17 protein-coding genes are annotated in these 19,289 nt (G+C 65.6%); 6 read left to right on the top strand and 11 right to left on the bottom strand.

The window, feature by feature from the left end; genetic code table 11:
• Nucleotides 1–41 precede the first annotated feature (41 nt).
• Entirely contained in the window at nt 42–1,943 is a 1,902-nt protein-coding gene (locus DIR46_RS16935; RefSeq protein ID WP_109346275.1) for a M61 family metallopeptidase, read from the top strand.
• Here the strand turns inward: DIR46_RS16935 and DIR46_RS16930 are convergent.
• From DIR46_RS16930 to DIR46_RS16920, 3 genes are all read right to left on the bottom strand, one after another.
• A complete protein-coding gene (locus DIR46_RS16930; protein ID WP_109346274.1) occupies nt 1,940–2,278 on the bottom strand; it encodes a hypothetical protein in 339 nt (112 codons plus the stop codon). The two genes, DIR46_RS16935 and DIR46_RS16930, sit on opposite strands and share 4 nt — an antisense overlap.
• 161 nt (nt 2,279–2,439) lie before the next feature.
• Nucleotides 2,440–3,438 carry a gamma-glutamyl-gamma-aminobutyrate hydrolase family protein gene (locus tag DIR46_RS16925; protein ID WP_109346273.1) on the bottom strand — a complete coding sequence of 333 codons (999 nt, stop codon included), beginning with the start codon at nt 3,436–3,438 and terminating at the stop codon, nt 2,440–2,442.
• Nucleotides 3,439–3,504: 66 nt separating this feature from the next.
• On the bottom strand, nt 3,505–4,350 hold the full coding sequence (locus DIR46_RS16920) for a response regulator (protein WP_109346272.1): 846 nt from the start codon (nt 4,348–4,350) through the stop codon (nt 3,505–3,507).
• Nucleotides 4,351–4,522: 172 nt separating this feature from the next.
• Here DIR46_RS16920 and DIR46_RS16915 point away from each other — a divergent pair, with 172 nt between their 5' ends.
• Entirely contained in the window at nt 4,523–6,520 is a 1,998-nt protein-coding gene (locus DIR46_RS16915) for a DNA topoisomerase IV subunit B (RefSeq protein ID WP_109346271.1), read from the top strand.
• 33 nt (nt 6,521–6,553) lie between these two features.
• A complete protein-coding gene (gene parC, locus DIR46_RS16910) occupies nt 6,554–8,893 on the top strand; it encodes a DNA topoisomerase IV subunit A (protein ID WP_109346270.1) in 2,340 nt (779 codons plus the stop codon).
• 83 nt (nt 8,894–8,976) lie between these two features.
• On the opposite strand, the gene DIR46_RS27330 is transcribed toward parC, so the two are convergent.
• From DIR46_RS27330 to DIR46_RS16885, 5 genes are all read right to left on the bottom strand, one after another.
• Entirely contained in the window at nt 8,977–9,402 is a 426-nt protein-coding gene (locus DIR46_RS27330; protein ID WP_229446283.1) for a phage late control D family protein, read from the bottom strand.
• Between the two features lie 155 nt (nt 9,403–9,557).
• On the bottom strand, nt 9,558–10,052 hold the full coding sequence (locus DIR46_RS16900; RefSeq protein ID WP_109346269.1) for a hypothetical protein: 495 nt from the start codon (nt 10,050–10,052) through the stop codon (nt 9,558–9,560).
• 146 nt (nt 10,053–10,198) lie between these two features.
• Complete coding sequence (locus DIR46_RS16895) at nt 10,199–11,620, bottom strand: IgA Peptidase M64 (protein WP_109346268.1); 1,422 nt, start codon at nt 11,618–11,620, stop codon at nt 10,199–10,201.
• 110 nt (nt 11,621–11,730) lie between these two features.
• Nucleotides 11,731–12,951 carry a cyanophycinase gene (locus tag DIR46_RS16890; RefSeq protein WP_109346267.1) on the bottom strand — a complete coding sequence of 407 codons (1,221 nt, stop codon included), beginning with the start codon at nt 12,949–12,951 and terminating at the stop codon, nt 11,731–11,733.
• Nucleotides 12,952–13,018: 67 nt separating this feature from the next.
• On the bottom strand, nt 13,019–13,456 hold the full coding sequence (locus DIR46_RS16885) for a GNAT family N-acetyltransferase (RefSeq protein WP_109346266.1): 438 nt from the start codon (nt 13,454–13,456) through the stop codon (nt 13,019–13,021).
• A 173-nt stretch (nt 13,457–13,629) separates the two neighbouring features.
• On the opposite strand from DIR46_RS16885, the gene argH reads away from it, so the two are divergent.
• The 3 genes from argH (at nt 13,630) to DIR46_RS16870 (ending at nt 16,093) form a co-directional block, all read left to right on the top strand.
• Nucleotides 13,630–15,027, top strand: a complete 1,398-nt coding sequence (gene argH / locus DIR46_RS16880) for an argininosuccinate lyase (protein WP_109346265.1) — start codon at nt 13,630–13,632, stop codon at nt 15,025–15,027.
• Nucleotides 15,028–15,133: 106 nt separating this feature from the next.
• On the top strand, nt 15,134–15,799 hold the full coding sequence (locus DIR46_RS16875) for an HAD-IA family hydrolase (RefSeq protein ID WP_109346264.1): 666 nt from the start codon (nt 15,134–15,136) through the stop codon (nt 15,797–15,799).
• Between the two features lie 66 nt (nt 15,800–15,865).
• Nucleotides 15,866–16,093, top strand: coding sequence for a hypothetical protein (locus DIR46_RS16870; protein WP_109346263.1), 228 nt, complete (start codon nt 15,866–15,868; stop codon nt 16,091–16,093).
• Between the two features lie 9 nt (nt 16,094–16,102).
• Here the strand turns inward: DIR46_RS16870 and DIR46_RS16865 are convergent, their stop codons facing one another.
• From DIR46_RS16865 to DIR46_RS16855, 3 genes are read right to left on the bottom strand one after another with little or no spacing between them, the layout of a single operon-like run.
• Nucleotides 16,103–16,570 (bottom strand): cupin domain-containing protein, encoded by a 468-nt coding sequence (locus DIR46_RS16865; RefSeq protein WP_109346262.1) that lies wholly within the window; start codon nt 16,568–16,570, stop codon nt 16,103–16,105.
• 41 nt (nt 16,571–16,611) lie between these two features.
• Nucleotides 16,612–18,663, bottom strand: a complete 2,052-nt coding sequence (gene paaZ, locus DIR46_RS16860) for a phenylacetic acid degradation bifunctional protein PaaZ (protein ID WP_109346261.1) — start codon at nt 18,661–18,663, stop codon at nt 16,612–16,614.
• 23 nt (nt 18,664–18,686) lie between these two features.
• Nucleotides 18,687–19,286 carry a phenylacetic acid degradation protein PaaY gene (locus DIR46_RS16855; protein ID WP_109346260.1) on the bottom strand — a complete coding sequence of 200 codons (600 nt, stop codon included), beginning with the start codon at nt 19,284–19,286 and terminating at the stop codon, nt 18,687–18,689.
• Nucleotides 19,287–19,289: the final 3 nt, after the last annotated feature.

Raw genomic sequence — 19,289 nt, 5'->3', positions numbered from 1 at the left:
GGGAAATTGCCTACCTGCAGTTTTTCATTATTCATGCCCAGATGGTTAAACTGACCGCCACCCTGCTCCTGCTTCCCGCCCTGCTGTGTTCCAGCCCGCTGTCGACCGCGGCGCCGTGGAGCGCGCCCACCTCGACCATTCCCCAGCCGCGCGACCGCGCCTTCCCCGGCACCTTGCAGCTCGAGGTCGACGCCAGCGACACCGCGCAGCGGATCGTCCGCGTCAAGCAGCGCGTGCCGGTGCAGTCGGCCGGCCGCCTGACCCTGCTGTACCCGAAGTGGGACGGCGGCAGCCACGGCCCGACGATCCAGGTCCAGCGCCTGGCCGGCCTGGCGATCCAGGGCGGCGGCGAGCGCCTGGCCTGGCGCCGCGATCCCCTCGACGCGCATGCCTTCCACGTGCAGGTGCCGGCGGGCGTGCGCGAGCTGGCGCTGGAATTCCAGTACCTGGCGCCGCTCGGCCGCATGAGCCACATCGCCCCGGACATGATCAATCTGCAGTGGCAGAACGTGATCCTGTATCCGGCCGGCTGGTTCGCCAGCCGCATCCCGGTGGCGGCCTCGCTGACCCTGCCCGCGGGGCTGGCGCCGGGCACCTCGCTGGTCGAGCAGGGCCGGGCCGGCGCGACCGTCACCTTCGCGCCCGTGCCGCTCGACCTGCTGCTCGACTCGCCGGTGCTGGCCGCGCCCCATGTGGAGCGCCGCACCGTGGCCGGCGGCCCGGTCCCGGTGCGCGTGACCTATTTCGCCGGCGAGGCCGCACAGCTTGCCGGCGCGGCGGCGATGGACGCGCCGCTGCGCGCCATCGTCGAACAGACCGCCAGGGTATTCGGCCAGGCGCCCTTCCCCCACTTCGATTACCTGGTGCCGCTGACGGACCGCCTGCCCGGCCCAGGCGGCCTGGAACACATCCGCTCCGCCGAAGTCACGCTGCCGCCCGACTTTCTGGCCAACCGCGCTGCATCGGCTGCGGACATCGATCTGTTTGCCCACGAATACATCCATGCCTGGAACGGCAAGTTCGCCCAGCCCGCCGACCACCGCACGCCCACGCCCAACGTGCCCATGCAAAGCACGCTGCTGTGGGTGTACGAGGGACAGTCCGAATTCTGGGGGCGGGTGATCGGCGCACGCTCGGGCCTGCGCGGTTTCCAGGACACGCTCGACGCCCTGGCCCTGGATGCGGCCGCGATGGCGAACCGCCCGGGCCGCGCCTGGAAGGCGCTCGGCGACAGCGCCCTCGATTCGATCACGATGCCGGGCGGCGCCGGCGTCAGCTGGACCGACTGGCAGCGCCGCAAGGATTATTATGCCGAAGGTGTGCTGCTATGGCTGGACATCGACGGCATCCTGCGCGAACGCAGCCAGGGCAAGCATGGGATGGACGACTTCGCCGCCAGGTTCTTCGCCGTGAAGAGCAAGGCCGGCAAGGACTACACCTTCGATGACGTCTGCGCCACCTTGTCGAAACTCGCGCCCTTCGACTGGCGCGGCTATCTCGAGGGGCGCGTGCATGGCAACAGCGACGCCGGCCTGCTCGACGGCCTGGAACGCGCCGGCTACCGGCTGGTCTACACACCGACGCCGAGCCGCTACGTCGAGCGCGCCCTGCAGGGCGAAGGGGTCCCCGACTTCAGCTACGGCCTCGGGATCGGCGTGAACGGCAAGGGCGTGGTGCGCTCGGTCGGCTGGAACAGCCCCGCCTTCAAGGCCGGGCTGGCGCCGGGCGCGGTGGTAGTGGAGGTGGAAGGCGAGCCGTTCAGCATGGAGCGCCTGGCCGCGGCGGTGTCGCGCCGCGATCCGGCCGGCATCGCGCTCACCGTGCAACTGGATCGGCAGAAGCGCGCGCTCACGATCGCCTACGATGGCGGCTTGCGCTATCCGGCCTTGGAACGCATTCCGGGCCGGGCCGACCGCCTGAAGGGGCTGCTGCAGCCGCGTTAGCCCGCGAGCGGCGCCGTCTTGCCGGCCCAGCCGCCTTTCATGAAGCGCGCCAGCAAGGGCTGGCGCGTCGGCGCCGGCGGCGGCAGCTTGGCGTCGACCACGACCGCCCACTGGTCGGCCAGCTGTTCGCAAGTGGCGCGCAGGACGGGATCGATATTCGGCAGGCGCGACAGCGCGCACAGGTGGCGCTCGATCACCGAAGCCAGCTTGACGCATGGCTGCTCACCGTCGACGCGTGTCGTGTAGTTGGACATCAGGTGCAATAGCGAAGCGACCAGCAACGCGTCCTGGCTGCGCGGCGCCGGCGGCGTCGTGTCTGCGGTGGAAATAGTCATGCAAGCGTCTCCCAAAAGCGGTTGCGGTGCGCAACAGTCAAACGTGTGATGAAACGAGATTCGCAACACAATGCGAATGATTCTCATTTCATTATTCACGCCTCACACGGCGAAAGCAAGCGTTTTCGGCAAGCGAATCACGGCTTGATTACAAGCAAGATTTAAAGCCGGGTTTCACGCGCAGCGCGCAGGAATTCGTCGAGCACCGGCGTGCAATCGAGCAGGTCGACGCCGCCGGCGCGGTGGAATTCGGGGTGCCACTGCAGGCCCATGACGAAGTTGGCGCGCTGGTAGCGGATCGCCTCGACGATGCCGTCAGGCTCGGACATGGCCTCGATGCGGATGTCGCGTCCCAGATCCTTGACCGCCTGGTGGTGGATCGAATTGACCATCGCCCGCTCGACCTTGGGGAACATGCGGCCCAGCGACGAGCCCTTGGGAAAGACGATGGCGTGACGGTGCGCATCGTAGACATCGTGCACATGGGCCAGGGCATCCGGCATCTCGGTGGCCACGTCCTGGTGCAGGGTACCGCCGAAGGCGACGTTGATCAGCTGGCAGCCGCGGCACACGCCGAGCACCGGTTTGCCGGCGTCGACGAATTCGTGCAGCAGTTCGAGCTCGTAGACGTCGCGCGCGCGGTCGCCGCTCCATTCGGGCTTGGTCGGGGTTTCGGAATAGGTTTGCGGCGCCACGTCGGCCCCGCCCTGCAGCACCAGGCCGTCGAGGTGGCGCGCATAGTGGCGCAGGGTGATGTTGCTGGGGTGTAGCAGGCCGTTGGTATTCACGGTGGGAATCATGAACACCAGCACGTCGCGCGACATCACCCACTGGGCGATCGATTCCTCGAGATACTGCAGGTTCTTGCTGAGCAGCCCCTTGGCGCCGGCGGCAGGGTGAAAGATGCGGGCCGAAACGCCGATGTGCAGCGTGCGCTGCATGAAGTCGCGGTTGAAGCGCTCGCGCAGCGAGCGAAAACGCGAGGTGATGACCCGGCCGGCCAGGGCGACGGCATTGTCGCCATCGCGCAGGTAGCGGGCGGGACCGCGCGACTGGCCGCCGCTGGCGCGGCGTTCGGGCACGCGCACGCGGGTCTCGCGGCGCTCGTCCACGTCCGCCGCGGGATCATCGTCGCGCTTGATTTGATCGTCTTCAGCCATGGCTATTAATATAACTTCGCCACCGCTGCGCACAATATAAAGTTGTTACAAAACGTCGCGTTCCGCCTACACCGGAAGGTCGAGCAGCTTCTGGAAGGTCAGCATCCAGTGGCGGCCGGCGACCGGCGTCGTGAGCAGGCCGCGCGCCCCGGCGCGGCGCGCACGCACGCTATCGTAGTGAAAGGATTGCTCGACCAGGAACACCACCGGCGTGCGCTGGGCCCCGTCCTGCGACTTGATCGAGCTGCACACCTCATACGGTTCGATGCCGACCGCCGCCGTGTTGATCAGCACCAGCGCTACCTTCGTTTCGTCGCACAGGCGCACCGCTGCGCACAGGCTGTCGGTCCATTCGACCGGCACCCGGCGCGGGCCGAGCACGCGCGCCACCTCGTTACGCAGCTTGCATTCCTGGTCGACGATCAGGACGGCCCCATTGACGGGACCACGGCGCAGGCGCGTGTAGAATGCCGGCGTCTCGCCGTCCGGCGCCAGGCGCGGACGGCGGCGGCGCTCGGCCAGCACGCGCCGGGTGGCGCGGGTGTTCTGCTGCACCAGCACCTGGACCCGGGTATCGAGCAGATCGGCCAGGGCTTCATGCAGTTGCAGGGGGTCGACCGGCCGCGCCAGCGTGCGCCAGTTCCCGGCGCCGGGGTTGCCGGGTTCGCCAGGGTTGCAGATAACGAGCGCCGGCTGCAGCGATCCGGGCGGCAGGCAGCCGATCCGGGTCAGCGTGGTCGGGCTGTCGCCGTTGGCAATATACAGATCCGGCTCTTGCAAACTGTCGTCGTGCAGGCAAGAATACGACGGCCCCACGCCCCGCGCGCGCGCCAGCAAGGCTTCGAGCCGCGCGCTTTCGCCAGGTGGGAACCCGATCAGGCGAACGGTAAACGGATGGCTGGATAAGTGCATCGGTAACGCCCCTCCCTGGCATTGCCGTAGTTATCCAGCTTAATCTAGCACAAACGTGCGAAGCGAAAAGCACGTCATAGCGCAAACTACTGTATATTTAAACAGTAAAAAAGCCTAACCTTTTCCTCCCGACAAGTTAGAATGCCGGAGCATTCGACAAACAATCTTCAAGATGGCCTCCAAGAAACCCGCTCCAGACTACAGCGAATCATCCATCCGCGTCCTCAAGGGACTCGAACCTGTGAAACAGCGCCCGGGCATGTATACCCGGACGGAGAATCCGCTCCACATCATCCAGGAAGTGATCGACAACGCCTCCGACGAAGCGCTGGGCGGTCACTGCAAGAACATCGGCGTGACCCTGAACCCGGACGGTTCGATCACGGTCGAGGACGACGGCCGCGGCATCCCGGTCGGCATCCACCCGGAAGAAGGCGTGTCCACGGTCGAGATCGTGTTCACCCGCCTGCACGCCGGCGGCAAGTTCGACAAGGGTTCGGGCGGCGCCTACGCCTTCTCGGGCGGCCTGCACGGGGTCGGCGTCTCGGTCACCAATGCGCTGTCGAAGCGCCTCGAGATCGAGGTGTGGCGCAAGGACGACCAGGGCAATGGCCAGCACCGCCTGGTATTCGCCGACGGTGACGTGATCGAGCCGCTCACGTCCAGCCCTGCAGAACGCGGCGGCAAGAAGAACGGCACCCGCGTCACCGCCTGGCCGGACGGTAAGTATTTCGATTCCCCAAACATCCCGCTGGGCGACCTGCAGCGCCTGCTGCGCTCGAAGGCGGTGCTGCTGCCGGGCGTGACCGTCACGCTCACCAACGGCAAGACCGGCGACGTCCAGACCTGGCGCTACGACGAGGGCCTGCGCGGCTACCTGAACGAAGCGCTGGCCCAGAGCTCGAACGGCGAGACCCTGATCCCGCTGTTCGAAGGCGCGCAATTCGCAGCAAGCGGCGACGACAGCTTCGCCGAAGGCGAAGGCGCCGACTGGGTCGTGGCCTGGACCGAGGAAGGCGGCGTGGTGCGCGAGTCCTACGTCAACCTGATCCCGACCGTCAGCGGCGGCACCCACGAAGCCGGCCTGCGCGACGGCCTGTTCGGCGCGGTGAAGAACTTCGTCGAGCTGCACGGCCTGCTGCCGAAGGGCGTCAAGCTGCTGCCCGAGGACGTGTTCGCGCGCGTCTCGTTCGTGCTGTCGGCCAAGGTGCTGGACCCGCAATTCCAGGGCCAGACCAAGGAACGCCTGAACTCGCGCGACGCGCTCAAGCTGGTGTCGACGTTCACGAAACCGCCGCTCGAACTGTGGCTGAACCAGCACGTCGAATACGGCAAGAAGCTGGCCGAACTGGTCATCAAGCAGGCGCAGTCGCGCCTGCGTTCGCTGCAAAAAGTCGAGAAGAAGAAATCGTCCGGCGTGGCGGTGTTGCCGGGCAAGCTGACCGATTGCGAATCGACCGACATCACGCGCAACGAGCTGTTCCTGGTCGAGGGTGACTCGGCCGGCGGCTCGGCCAAGATGGGCCGCGACAAGGAATTCCAGGCCATCCTGCCGCTGCGCGGCAAGGTGCTCAACTCCTGGGAGACCGACCGCGATCGCCTGTTCGCCAACAACGAGATCCACGATATCTCGGTGGCGATCGGCGTCGATCCGCACGGACCGAACGACTCGCCCGACCTGACCAGCCTGCGCTACGGGAAGATCTGCATCCTGTCCGATGCGGACGTCGACGGTTCGCACATCCAGGTGCTGCTGCTGACGCTGTTCTTCAAGCACTTCCCTGCCCTGTTCCGCAACGGGAACATCTGCATCGCGCGTCCGCCTTTGTATCGCGTGGATGTGCCGGCGCGCGGCAAGAAGCCGATCCAGAAGCTGTACGCGCTGGACGACGGCGAGCTGCTGGCGATCGAGGACAAGCTGAAGAAAGAAGGCCTGAAGGAAGGCGTGTGGAGCATCTCGCGCTTCAAGGGCCTGGGCGAGATGAACGCCGAGCAGCTGTGGGAAACCACCATGAACCCGGACACGCGCCGCCTGCTGCCGGTCTCCTTCGGCCAGTACGACGTGGCCGAGTCGGCATCGCGCTTCAATATGCTGATGGGCAAAGGGGAAGCCGCGGCACGCCGGGCCTGGATCGAGGAACACGGGAACGAGACCGAGGCGGATATCTGATCCGCGCTACTGGCGAGCAACCGAACACACATCATGACGAATCAACCAAGTCTCTTTGAACAACAACACGAGCCCTCGGACGTCGAGACGCTCACCCTGTCCACCTTCGCCGAGCGCGCCTACCTCGACTACGCCGTCTCGGTGGTCAAGGGCCGCGCGCTGCCGGACGTGTCGGACGGCCAGAAGCCGGTCCAGCGCCGCATCCTGTACGCGATGAACGAACTGGGCCTGGGCCCGACCGCCAAGCCGCGCAAGTCGGCCGCGGTGGTCGGCGACGTGCTCGGCAAACTGCACCCGCACGGCGACCAGTCGGTGTACGACGCGCTGGTGCGCATGGCGCAGGACTTTTCGCTGCGCTACCCGCTGATCGACGGCCAGGGCAACTTCGGCTCGCGCGACGGCGACGGCGCCGCGGCGATGCGATATACCGAAGCCCGCCTGACCCCGATCTCGCGCCTGCTGATGGACGAGATCGACATGGGCACGGTCGACTCGCAACCGAACTACGACGGTTCGACCACCGAGCCGCGCACGCTGCCGGCACGCCTGCCGATGGTGCTGCTCAACGGCGCCTCGGGCATCGCGGTCGGCCTGGCCACCGAGATCCCGTCGCACAATCTGCGCGAGGTCGCGGCGGCGGCGGTGGCGATGATCCGCAACCCCAGGATCACCCACGCCGAGCTGATGGCCCATATCCCCGGCCCGGACTTCCCGGGCGGCGGCCAGATCATCACCCCGGCATCAACGATCGCCGACATGTACGCGGTCGGCCGCGGCTCGATGAAGGTGCGCGCGCGCTGGAAGATCGAAGAGCTGGCGCGCGGCCAGTGGCAGGCGGTGGTCCATGAACTGCCGCCGGGCTGCTCGTCGCAGCGCGTGCTGGAAGAAATCGAGGAACTGACCAATCCGAAGGTCAAGGCCGGCAAGAAAGCGCTGCTGCCGGAACAGCTGGCGCTGAAAAACACGATCCTGGGCGCGCTCGACGCGGTGCGCGACGAATCGGGCCGCGACGCCCCGGTGCGCCTGGTGTTCGAGCCGAAGTCGAAGAACGTCGACCAGGCCGAGTTCATGCTGATGCTGCTCGCGCATACCTCGCTCGAGAGCTCGGCGCCGATCAACCTGGTGATGATCGGCGGCGACGGCCGTCCGCGCCAGAAGGGTCTCACGGCGATCCTGCAGGAGTGGATCGACTATCGCTTCGTGACGGTTCGCCGCCGCACCGAATTCAAGCTGGGCAAGGTCAACGACCGCATCCACATCCTGGAAGGCCGCGAGACGGTCCTGCTGAACATCGACAAGGTGATCGCCATCATCCGCAATTCGGATGAGCCGAAGGCGGCGCTGATCGAGGAATTCAACTTGAGCGAACGCCAGGCCGAGGACATCCTCGAGATCCGCCTGCGACAGCTGGCGCGCCTGGAAGCAATCAAGATCCAGCAGGAGCTGGCCGAGCTGCGCAATGAGAAAGAAAAACTCGAGGACATTCTCGAGAATCCGTCGTCGATGAAGCGCCTGATCATCCGCGAAATCGAAGCGGACGCGAAGCAGTACGGCGACGAGCGCCGCACCATCATCGAGGAAGCGCAGCGCGCGGTGGCCGAGCAGAAGGTCATCGACGAGCCGGTGACCGTGATCGTGTCGGAAAAAGGCTGGGTGCGCGCGCGTACCGGCATCGGACACGATCCGGCGCAGTTCACCTTCAAGGCCGGCGACTCGTTGTACAAGGCCTTCGAATGCCGCACGGTGGATCATTTGCTGGGCATAGGCGACAACGGCAAGGTGTATTCGGTGCCGGTGAATGCGCTGCCCGGGTCGCGTGGCGATGGCGTGCCGATTACCACCCTGGTCGATTTGTCGGGCGGCGCGCAAGGCAAGCCTGTACGTCTGCTGCACTACTTCGCCGGCAATCCGGAGACGCGCCTGTTGATTTCGACGTCGGACGCGTTCGGGTTCATTACCAAGGCCGGCGATATGGTCAGCCGCCTGAAGGGTGGCAAGTCGTTCATTACCCTGAACGAAGGCGCGGCGCCGTTGCCGCCGCGGGTCGTCACCGACACCGCCGGCGCGGTTGCCTGCCTGTCGGAAAAAGGCCGCGTGCTGGTGTTCGGCATCGACGAGATGAAGGTGCTGACCAATGGCGGTCGCGGTGTGATCCTGATGGAGCTGGAGCCGAAGGAGAAGATGCTGGCGGCGCAGCCGATCAACCAGAAGGGTGTGAATGTGGTTGGCACCTGGGCCGAGGGCAAGGCGCGGACGGTGGAACTGTTCGCGTCGGGGCTGGAGCCGCACTTTGGCAAGCGGGCGCGCAAGGGCAAGGCGTTGTCGGCGAGGTTGAAGGCGCAGGATTTGGCGATGCGGGCGGCTGAAGGTTGAGTCAGGGAACCATTATTTTGTTGTTATTTTAGTCAAGACGCCGGCTGATGCCGGCGTTTTCATTTCTTCTGATAGCTCCACATTCATCGGCCCTCTCCGCTTTTTCGACGTAGACGACCTGGCTCTACATTGCTCTGAAATTTCATGTCAAATTTCAGCTCAAGAGAGTTCACTTTCATCGCCTGGGCGGCATTGTAACCAGCAACCTGAAAAAAATATGCGCGCCCCGGCGTGACCATCGGGGCCTGGATGCGCGCAGTCAGATTGTTGTGCATCAGGTGACGCACCCGCGTCACGATGAAACGGCGCGCGTCGCGCCCCGTTTCCTTGTCGTGGCAGGCGTGACCGGTCAACGCAAACACCGATCCCGGCGCCATCGTGCGCACGGTCCCGGCGCCGACGAAGCATTCGCTGCGGGTTTCCAGCGCTTCCATCTGGTTGTCGGCGATGCGCTGTCCCCGATTGCGGCTTGGATAGGCGTTCTGTCCCGGCGCATCGCTGCTGACCATGCCGATCGGGCTCGCCTACTCCGAAACCGATGACTTGCGCTGCCGCATGCCTCCCGCCAAAACGCCGCTCGCGCAACACCCAACAAAAAAGCCCCAAAACCGTCATCCGGCTTTGGGGCTCGATGCGCCCGAAGGCGCGGTGTCAACTCGGGTGCTTAGTTGCGGGCAGCAGCCTTGTGCACATCGGCTTGCGCTTCAGCACGCACCTGCTCGGTCTTGGCCGCAGCGGTGGCCTTGTCGGCTGCCGCATCGACTTGTGCCTTCAGCACTTTTTCGTCGGCCTTGATCATCTTCTTCTCGGCTTTCAGATTGGCATCGGCCACTTTCTCTTCAGCCTTGGCCATTGCCTTGGCGCGGTCTTCCGGGTCGGCCTTGGCCACTTTCGCAGCCGCATCGGTGTGCGACTCGACCAGGTTGGCATGGGCCTTCGACTTGGTCTCGGCGGCCTTGGCCATGGCCTTGTTCACTTTCTCGTCCGCCTTGACGGCAGTCTTGATTTCTTTCTGTTCCGCCTTGATCACGTCTTTCTCGGCATTGGCTTCCGCCTTGACGATGCGGTTGTCCGCAGCGGTCGTGGCTGGTGCGGTGGTTTGAGCGTGAGCAGCGGTAGCCATCAGGCCGGCGATGAGGGTTGCGATCAGTTTGTTCATGGTGTGTTTCCTTTCTGGTAGGTCTCTGCACAGATCGGGTTGCCTGTGCAGTCGTTGTTGTTCTTCAGTGATTCCAGAATAGGCGTATCGCAGCGTCGGGTCTGTTAGGCAGCCCACAGTCAAATTGTCAGAGTTGTAAGCAAAGATTACCGCTGAACAGAGCCCGCATAGAGATCGATGATGTCCTTGACACCGTCCTGGCACACCGGACAGAACTTGTCGCTGCGATCGAACATCAGGCATTGCATCGCCGGCCGGTAGTAGCCGCTGGCTTCGTAGTTCGCGCCTTCGAAGGCGCCGATCGTGTGCCGGTGCGGCTGTTGTGCAAACAGCGCATTGGTGCGCTCCAGGTCTTCGTGGAACAAGGCGCTCATCTCGGATTCCGGACGGTTCGCGGCGCGCAGCGCGGCGCGCTTCGTCTGGTAGGCGCGCGACTCTTCCTCGTACCGCGCCTTGGGCCACGGCGTCGGCAGCGGCGTGCCGTCCTTCACGTGGCGCTTCCATTTGAGCCTGGCCGGATCGCGCAGCGCGGTGACGTTCGGCTCCCACGGTTCCATGCGGCCGCCGGCCGGCTGATAGGCCACGGGCGAGGTGTAGTACTCGTCGGCCAGGCCGGCGAAGTGGTGGCCGAATTCGTGCACGAACAGGTAGTCGGCCCAGTCGTTGCCCGCCGCCGCGGTGCTGAACTGGCCGAAGATGCCGCCCCCGCCATAGGTCTCGTTGTTCACCAGGATCTCAATGAATTCGTAGGGCGCGTGCTGGGCGATGTCACGCAGCGCGCGGTTGTCGAGCGTGAGCACGTAACGTTCGCTGCCGAAGATGTCGTAGCGTGTGCCCAGAGCGGACGGATGGTGCACGCCGGTCGAGGGCCGGGTGATGCCCGGTTTCTCGGTCGGCACCGCCATCGCCCATACATTGAAATCCCCCGCACGTTCACGGAACGGCGATACCGAGAACAGGTGCTTCGTCAGGCGGCGCGCATCCTGCTCGAACTTCTTCATGTCCTTCTGCGTGTAGCCGTCGCCCAGGATCAGGAGGTCGACCTTGTCGGGCGAAGGTCCGCCGGAGTGGATCGCGATCGGCTTCGCCGGGGCCGGCGGCTGGCGCCGAATGACGTCCTGCGCATGCGGATCGACCTCGATGCTCCAGGCCACCGAGAACCCGTTGCGCTCGTCGCGCTTGAGGATGCGCACCCGCACCGGCTGCGCGAACTGCGGGAAGCGCACCGATTCCTGGAACGAGCGGCTGATGCGGTTCGCCTCCTCGGTGGTGCGCCATTCGCCGAATACGGTCGAGAAGCCGCGCGAGTACAGCAGGTCGCCGGTCTTGGCATCGACCACCTCCACGCGGTTCTGGCCACGGTTGGTGTCGTCGAGATTGCGCGCCATGCTGCCCGGCCAGGGCAGCGGTTCGATCACCACACGCTCGATCGCGTACTGGTCGGACAGCGCGTTGCCGCTGTGGGTGTAGTCGAGACGCACGGTGGCCGGCTGGGCCGCCTCTACCTGCGGCAAGAACGTCACGCCCAGCAGCAGGGCGGCAAGACACTGGATCAGGAGACTGCGCATCGCGATTCCTCGGCAACAAGAAGATCGCGCTATTCTAAGCTCATCGGTATTGATTCATCGGTATTGACTCATCGGTATTGACTCATCGGTATTGACTCATCGGTATTGATTCATCGGTATTGATACAGCGGCCTTTGCACCACGATCGGCCGGATGTCGAGCCGCACGTTGTACACCGAATAGGCTTCGCTGAACGCCGACTGGTAGCCGACGCTCTCGCCAACCCGACTGAGCTTGAACTCGAAGCCCAGGTCGGGACGCTCGGCATTGGGGCTATCCAGCGACAGCCCGATCGCTTCGACCTGGTCGCTGTCGATCAGCTTGGCCATCAGGTCGACCACCGTGCCGTTACCGAGGATGTCGGCCGAAAACAGCGGGCCGCGCCAGTACGGTTTCTTGGCGTCGACCTTGCCATGCGCCTTCTCGGGCGCCGGCGTGAACGTCTTGGTGGCCAGGTTGAAGCGGTCGCCATTGTCGAGGTAACTCAGGCGCCCATTGGCGAGATTGAAGCTGCCGTCGCGGGTGGCGGCCTCGCTCAGGTCGACCAGCAGCGCGCCGCGGTAGCCGATCACCTCGACGTCGCGCTTGGCATTGACCACCATCGCCGTGTTCTCGTCGATCCCGAGGCCGATCTTGTAGCCCTTGGCCAGCATGGCCGGCAACATGCGCGCGAAGCGTCCGCGCACCAGCAGGTGCTGGTCGATGAAGACGTCGTCGCCGATGAAGCCCAGGCCGCGCGTGATCTGGCGGCCGTCGTCGACGCCATGCTGGAGGGTGGACAGGATCGAGCGCGGATGGCCGAACATCGTGCTGCTCATGATCGCGGCGCCGGCGCTCGAGCCGGCGATCACGCCGCCGCGCCGGTACATGTCCCACAGGGCGTCGAGCACCTGCGTGTTGCTGCCGTCGGGCCGGCGCAGGACGCCCGTGATGCGGCCCTGGTCTCCGCCCGAGAAATAGGCGCCGCCGGCCGTGCGCACGGCCTCGGCCAGCCTGGGATCGTCGGCCGCGGCGCGCCCGTCGACGCCGTCCAGGCGCTCGGCGACCGGGACGAAGAAGGCGTCGGCGCCATAGCGGTTCAGGCGCTCCACGAGATAACTGCCGGCACGTTCGGGACTGGCCGAGGCGGAGGCGAACACGGCGATGCGAGCGCCCTTGCCGCCCGCGAGCTGGACGATGCGTTCCCACACGGCATCATTGTCGGCGCGCAGGGCGCCGCCGATGATGACGAGCGAGCCTTTCGGCTGGACCGGTTCTTTATCGGCGGCATGGCTGGCGCTACTCGCCAGCAATGCCAACGTGATTACGGCATGGACGACGAATCGGAACATAGGGCTTCCTCTGATGAGCCATCAGCTTAAGCCTGATTCCAGATTCACGTCGCCATGTTGAGTACGCTCAGGATAGATAGATGTTGGGAAAGTAACGCTCCATCAATGTCTCTGGGTGCAACGGCGCGGTAAAGCCGAAGCGCTCGTACAAGCTGTGCGAGTCCTTGGTGGCCAGGGTAAAACGGCGCAGCTTCTGGAGACTGGGGTGGCCCAGCACCACGCCGATCAACTGTTTGCCGTAGCCACGCCCCCGGTATTCCGGCACGACGAACACGTCCACCAGGTTGGCAAAGGTGGCGTAGTCGGTGATCACACGTGCGAACGCGATCTGGCGACCGTCGAGAAAACCGCCGAAGCACAGCGAATTCTCGATGGCGCGCTCGACGGTTGGACGGGAAATGCCAACGGCCCAGGTCGACTGCTCACTGAGGAAGCGGTAGATCATCGGGATGTCGAGCCGGGACTGGTCGGTACTGACCTGGAAGCTGGAATCGTTCGTAATCATTGGGCTTGCAAAGCTGGCAAAAAAACCATTCTAGCGCCGATTGCTCCCCGCATCCGCTTCGATTGGGGGCTTTACGCGCTTTTTTTCGCGTGCTTTCCCTGGGTAATCTGCCTACCGGATGGCATGGCGGCGACGCGGTTTATAATCGATGGATCCCCAACCGGAATTCCACCATGACCGAACAATTCTCCAAAAAAGCCGAAGCCTGGTCGGCCCGCTTCTCCGAACCCGTATCCGATCTCGTCAAGCGCTACACCGCGTCCGTGTTCTTCGACAAACGCCTGGCGCAATACGACATCCAGGGCTCGCTGGCGCACGCCGAGATGCTGGCGGCCCAGGGCATCATCAGCGAGCACGACCGTGCCGAGATCGAGCGCGGCATGGCCCAGATCCGGTCCGAGATCGACGCCGGCAACTTCGAATGGCTGCTCGACCTGGAAGACGTGCACCTGAACATCGAGAAGCGCCTGACCGAACTGGTCGGCGACGCCGGCAAGCGCCTGCACACCGGCCGCTCGCGCAACGACCAGGTGGCGACCGACATCCGCCTGTACGTGCGCGCCGCCATCGATGACATCCTGGCCCTGCTGGCCGGCCTGCGCGGTGCCCTGACGGATCTCGCCGAACGCCACGCCGACACCATCATGCCGGGCTTCACCCACCTGCAGGTGGCGCAGCCGATCACCTTCGGCCACCACATGCTGGCCTATGTCGAGATGTTCGGCCGCGACGCCGAGCGCATGCAGGATGCGCGCCGCCGCGTCAACCGCCTGCCGCTGGGCGCCGCCGCCCTGGCCGGCACCACCTTCCCGATCGACCGCCTGCGCGTGGCCAAGACGCTGGGCTTCGACGACGTCTGCCACAACTCGCTCGACGCAGTATCCGACCGCGACTTCGCGATCGAATTCACCGCCGCCGCCTCGATCCTCATGATGCACATCTCGCGCTTCTCGGAAGAGCTGGTGATGTGGATCAGCCCGCGCATCGGTTTCATCGACATCGCCGACCGCTTCTGCACCGGCTCGTCGATCATGCCGCAAAAGAAGAACCCGGACGTGCCGGAACTGGCGCGCGGCAAGACCGGCCGTGTCTACGGTCACCTGACCGGCCTCCTGACCCTGATGAAAGGCCAGCCGCTGGCCTACAACAAGGACAACCAGGAAGACAAGGAACCGCTGTTCGACACGATCGACACCGTGCTCGATACGCTGCGCATCTTCACCGACATGGCGTCGGGCATCACGGTCAAGGCCGAGAACATGCGCTCCGCTGCGCTGCAGGGCTATGCCACCGCGACCGACCTGGCCGACTACCTGGTCAAGAAAGGCCTGCCGTTCCGCGACGCCCACGAAGCCGTGGCGCACGCGGTGCGCGCCTGCGACCAGGCGGGCTGCGACCTTTCCGAGATGTCGCTCGAGACGCTGCAGGGCTTCTCGCCGCTGATCGGGCAGGACGTGTTCGAGGTGCTGACCCTCGAGGGTTCGGTGGCGGCGCGCGACCACGTGGGCGGCACGGCGCCGAACCAGGTACGCGCGGCAATCGTGCGCGTGCGCCAGCAACTGGCCGAGTAAGCTTGTCCCCGCGCAGGCGGGGACCCAGGTTTTTTTCCAAAGGCGGGCCGGCGCTTTTCGCGTCCCGGCCCGCTTTTCATTTCTTCTACTATCGATATCTGAACCAATGACCGCCCTGCCCGCACGCGACTACGCCGCCTTCCTGTTCGACATGGACGGCACCATCCTCACTTCGATCATCGCCGCCGAGCGCGTCTGGGCCGCCTGGGCCCGCAGCCATGGCCTGGACGTCGACGTCTTCCTGCCGACCATTCACGGCAAGCGCAGCATCGACACGGTGCGCGGCGTCGGCCTGCCCGATATCGACGTGGAAGCCGAGGCGCAGCGCATCACGCTGGCCGAGATCGAGGACGTGGAAGGCATCGAGGCGATCGCCGGCGTGGCGGCTTTCCTCGCCACCCTGCCATCCGACCGCTGGGCCATCGTGACGTCGGCCCCGCGTGCGCTGGCCGAGGCGCGCATCGCCGCGGCCGGGCTGCCGACGCCGCCCGTGATGGTGGCCGCCGAAGACGTCCAGCGCGGCAAGCCGGCGCCGGATCCCTTCCTGCTGGGCGCCGAAAAGCTGGGCATGCGCCCGCAGGACTGCCTGGTGTTCGAGGATACGCTGGCCGGCCTGCAATCGGCCGAGGCGGCCGGGATGGACAGCATCGTCGTCACCGCCACCCATCACGAGCCGCTCGAGACGGAGGTGACCGGCGTGCCGGACTACGACGACCTGCGCGCGATCCGCACGCCGGAAGGCCTGCTGCGGCTGCAGCGCACGCGCTCCTGAATCGTGCTCCTGCCTGATGCTGAACGTGATCCCATGGCGATAACAACGGGATTGTGGAGAAGGATCATGCAGCGCTACGCCAACCGAAGCGGCCATGCCGGCGTCGTCGCCTATGAATTCGCGGCGGATTCGATCACGGTGAAGTTCACGGGCGGCGATCGCTACCTGTACACCGCGGACAGCACCGGCGTCGAGCACATCGCAAGGATGCGCGAACTGGCCACGGCGGGCCAGGGCTTGTCGACCTACATCAGCCAGCATGTGCGCGAACGTTACGCACGCAAGCTGGACTGAAGCCGAGCGTCAGGCGTCCCGTTTCGGATAAGGCGTTCCGTCCTTGTGCAGATAGGCGTTGGATGCCTGCTCGTAGCGCATGTCGATGTCGGCATAGGTCACCACGTCGGCCTTGTCGCGCGAACCGATCACGAGGAACACGCCCGGCCCCCAGCTGCGGTTGACCAGTTGATGGCCATTGGGACGCCCGGCCGGGAAGGCGGCGTGGTCACCGGCACGCATGACGGTCTCACCCTCGTCCGTGACGAGCACGAGCTCCCCCGAGATGATCGTGACGAATTCGTCCTCGTGCGAGTGCCAATGGCGCTGCGACGATGCGGCGCCAGGCTGCAGCTCGACCAGGTTGACGCCGAACTGCGTCAGGCCGCCTGAATCCCCCAACGCCTGGCGCGTGCGGCCGTCCACCGCCTCGTGGAACGGCGCCGGATAGCCGGTGCCGCTCAACACCGGAATACTGCTCAGATCGAGTCTCGACATCGCACGTCCTTTCGGTTGCCCTGAATGATTGAGGCGCCGGATCAGGCGCGCTTCAGTACCAGTGTCAGGATATCGTAACTCGCCACCAGCTCGTCGCGCTGGTTGGTCACCTGCACATCCCACGCTACCACGCCCTGTCCCCTGCCCTGCTCGTCGGTGCGGTTGCGATCGACCTTGCGCTTGCAGGTCAGGCGCGCGCGGATGGTGTCCCCGATCGCCACCGGCGCCACGAAGCGCAGGTTGTCCAGGCCGTAGTTGGCCAGCACCGGCCCCGGCGCCGGCGACACGAACAGGCCGGCCGCCGCCGACAGCACGAAGTAGCCGTGCGCGATGCGCTTGCCGAACTGCGTGTCTTTCGCCGCGATCTCGTCGAAGTGCATGTAGAAGTAGTCGCCCGAGACGCCGCCGAAATTGACGATGTCGGCTTCGCTCACCGTGCGGCGGTGGGTCAGCAGCGAGTGGCCCATCTCCAGGTCGTCGAAGTAGCGGCGGAACGGGTGGATCTCGCTTTCCTTGACGGCGCCGCCGCGCACGTATTCGCCGGTCACGGCGCCGAGCATGGTCGGCGAACCCTGCACTGCGGCGCGCTGCAGGAAGTGCTTGACCGCACGGATGCCGCCCAGCTCTTCGCCGCCTCCGGCGCGGCCCGGGCCGCCGTGCTTCAGCTGCGGCAGCGGCGAGCCGTGGCCGGTGCTGTCCACCGCTGCTTCGCGGTCCAGGATCAGCACGCGGCCATGCGAGGCCGCCGCCACCGGCACGGCATGGGCGGCGATCGCAGGGTCCTTGGTGGCGAGCGTCGTCACCAGGCTCCCCTTGCCGCGCGCGGCCAGCTCAAGGGCTTCATCGATGTCGCGGTAGGTCATCAGCGTGCTGACCGGGCCGAAGGCTTCCACGTCGTGCACGGCGTCGTTGTCCATCGCGTGTCGGCACAGCAGCAAGGTAGGCGAGAAGAAGGCGCCGCTGGCGACGTTGTCGCCGACCGGATTGAAGCCGTCGCGCGCGCTGAACAGGACTTCGTTGCCGCGCGCGAGCAGCTCGACGCGCTCGCTGACGTCGCGGTGCTGCTCCATCGACGCCAGCGCACCCATGCGCACGCCCTCCACTTTCGGATTGCCGACCGTGGTCTTGGCCAGGCGTTCGCGCAGGCGTTCGCCGACCGCATCGACCAGCGTTTCCGGCACGATCACGCGGCGGATCGCCGTGCACTTCTGGCCGGCCTTGCCGGTCATCTCGCGCGCCACTTCCTTGACGAACAGGTCGAACTCCGGATCGTCGGGCGTGACGTCCGGCGCCAGGATCGCGCAGTTGAGCGAGTCGGCTTCGGCCGTGAACGGCACCGATGCGCGGATCAGGTTCTGGTTCGAACGCAGCCTGGCGGCGGTGTCGGCCGAGCCGGTGAAGGTGACGGCGTCGAAGCCGCCCAGGCGGTCCAGCAGGTCGCCGGTGCTGCCGATCACGAGCTGCAGCGCGCCGCTCGGTAACAGGTTCGATTCCATCATCATCCTGACCACGGCATGGGTCAGGTAGCTGGTGGCGGTGGCCGGCTTGGCGATGCAGGGCATGGCCGCCAGGAAGCTCGGCGCGAATTTCTCGAGCAGGCCCCAGATCGGGAAGTTGAAGGCATTGATGTGCACCGCCACGCCGCCGCGCGGCACCAGGATGTGGGTGCCGGCGAAGCCGCCGCGTTTGCCCAGCGCCATGGCCGGGCCTTCGTGCAGCACGTTCGACGACGGCAGCTCGCGCGAGCCCATGCTGGCGTAGGCGAACAGGGTGCCGATGCCGCCTTCGACGTCGACCCAGCTGTCCTGGCGCGTGGCGCCGGTGAGGTGCGAGATCTCGTACAGTTCTTCCTTGCGCTCCATGAGGTAGAGCGCCAGCGCTTTCAGGCATTGCGCGCGCTTCTGGAAGTCCTGGCCCATCAGGCTCTTGATGCCGGTCTTGCGTGCAAACGTGAGCGCCTCGTCGAAATCGATTGGTTCAAGATGCGTGTGATAGATCAGCGCGTTGTCGAGGGCGCTGTGCAGCGCGGTGTGCGCTTCGTGGCCGTGCCAGCGGCCGGCGATCAGGCTTTGTAGTGTCGGGATGTCACCCATGTTCTGTCTCCTCGTTTGTCTCTTCAGGCTTTCGGCTTGTGCATGCCGTCGGGGTCGAATGCGATGCGCTGCCGGTCCGGTTGTACCTCGAGGTCCGCCTCGACTTCGCGCATGGTCTGCAGCGAGCGCACGGCCAGTTCCTGGTACTGGCGGGTGCCGAAGCTTTTCCATTGCACATCCTCCTCGCGGAGTTCGCGCATCACCCTGGCCGGCGCGCCCATCACCATCGAGCGTGGCGGGATCACCATGCCCGCCTTCACGAAACTCATCGCGGCCACGATCGACTCCTCGCCGACCACCGCCTTGTCCATCACGACGGCATTCATGCCGACCATGGCGTTGCGCTTGATGCGGCAGCCGTGCAGCACGGCGCCGTGGCCGATATGGCCGTCGACTTCGACCACCGTGTCCTCGCCCGGGAAGCCGTGCATCACGCAGGTATCCTGCAGGTTGGCGCCCTCTTCCAGGATCAGTCGGCCGAAATCGCCGCGCAGGCTGGCGCAGGGGCCGATATAGCAGCGCGGGCCGACGATCACGTCGCCGATCAGCACCGCCGACGGGTGCACGTAGGCGGTCGGGTGCACGACCGGCCGCACGCCGTCGATTTCATAGACCTTGACCATGCC

The organism is Massilia oculi, from assembly GCF_003143515.1.
GTDB lineage: Bacteria > Pseudomonadota > Gammaproteobacteria > Burkholderiales > Burkholderiaceae_D > Telluria > Telluria oculi.
The sequence above is the reverse complement of the archived record's forward strand: the minus strand, read 5'-3'. Positions and strand labels throughout refer to the sequence as shown.